The sequence below is a fragment of the Frigoribacterium sp. AC759 genome (assembly GCF_979256015.1).
This window is the reverse complement of record NZ_CEEDMT010000130.1, coordinates 1-254: the sequence shown is the minus strand read 5'-3', so window position 1 is coordinate 254 and position 254 is coordinate 1. Positions and strand designations below refer to the sequence as shown.

General features: G+C 70.5%; 1 pseudogene. It reads right to left on the bottom strand.

Annotated elements, in window-relative coordinates:
• A pseudogene (locus ACZ6JE_RS15365) lies at positions 1-254 on the bottom strand (ABC transporter substrate-binding protein); the annotation flags it as partial.

Genomic DNA, 254 nt, shown 5'->3' with positions numbered 1-254 from the left:
CACCGGCGTCGGTGGCGGCCATCTCGACGGCCTCGGTCTCGGGGCTCGAGGTCTGCTCGTTGTAGGCGAGCAGCTCGACGCGGCCGTCGGCGAAGGGCTTGAGCGTCTCGTTGAGCACCGCGGGCGACACGTCGTCGCCCTCTTCGATGGCCTCGGAGACGGAGGCGGGGGTCACGTTCACGAGACCCATCTCGTCGAAGAGGTAGCCGGGCACCGGCTCGGTGTTGGCGACCGACTCGCCGTCGTGCGCCGTC